Origin of the sequence: Faecalibacterium sp. DFI.5.82, from assembly GCF_029076575.1 — a bacterium.
Taxonomy (GTDB): domain Bacteria; phylum Bacillota; class Clostridia; order Oscillospirales; family Ruminococcaceae; genus Faecalibacterium; species Faecalibacterium duncaniae.
Genome location: NZ_JARFIS010000837.1, coordinates 1 through 298, shown reverse-complemented (window position 1 = coordinate 298; position 298 = coordinate 1). Strand labels below are relative to the sequence as shown.

Below are 298 nucleotides of genomic sequence, written 5' to 3'. Positions count from 1 at the left end.
ACCTTCAGCCTGCCCCGGCGGGCGGCGGCACACGCGCCCGGCTGGGAACAGCTGGCGCTGGCAGGCTGGCAGCTGGCTGTGCAGGCCGCAGAGGAGACGGGTGCCGCTGTTTTTGCCGACCTCGGCCCGGCTCCGGATACCGAGGCGGTTCCGGCGGGGCAGGTATATACGGCTGTGGCAAAGCAGTTTGCGGCGCTGGGGGCCAGGAATTTCCTGTATGAGACCCTGAGCTCCGATGCGGGCAGTCTGGATGCCGTGGGGGCCATCAAGGCGGAAGTGCCGGATGCCTTTGTGCTGG

General features: G+C 68.5%; 1 pseudogene. It reads left to right on the top strand.

Annotated features, from left to right (window positions below):
• Positions 1–298 (top strand): annotated as a pseudogene (locus P0G09_RS19140) (bifunctional homocysteine S-methyltransferase/methylenetetrahydrofolate reductase); the annotation flags it as partial.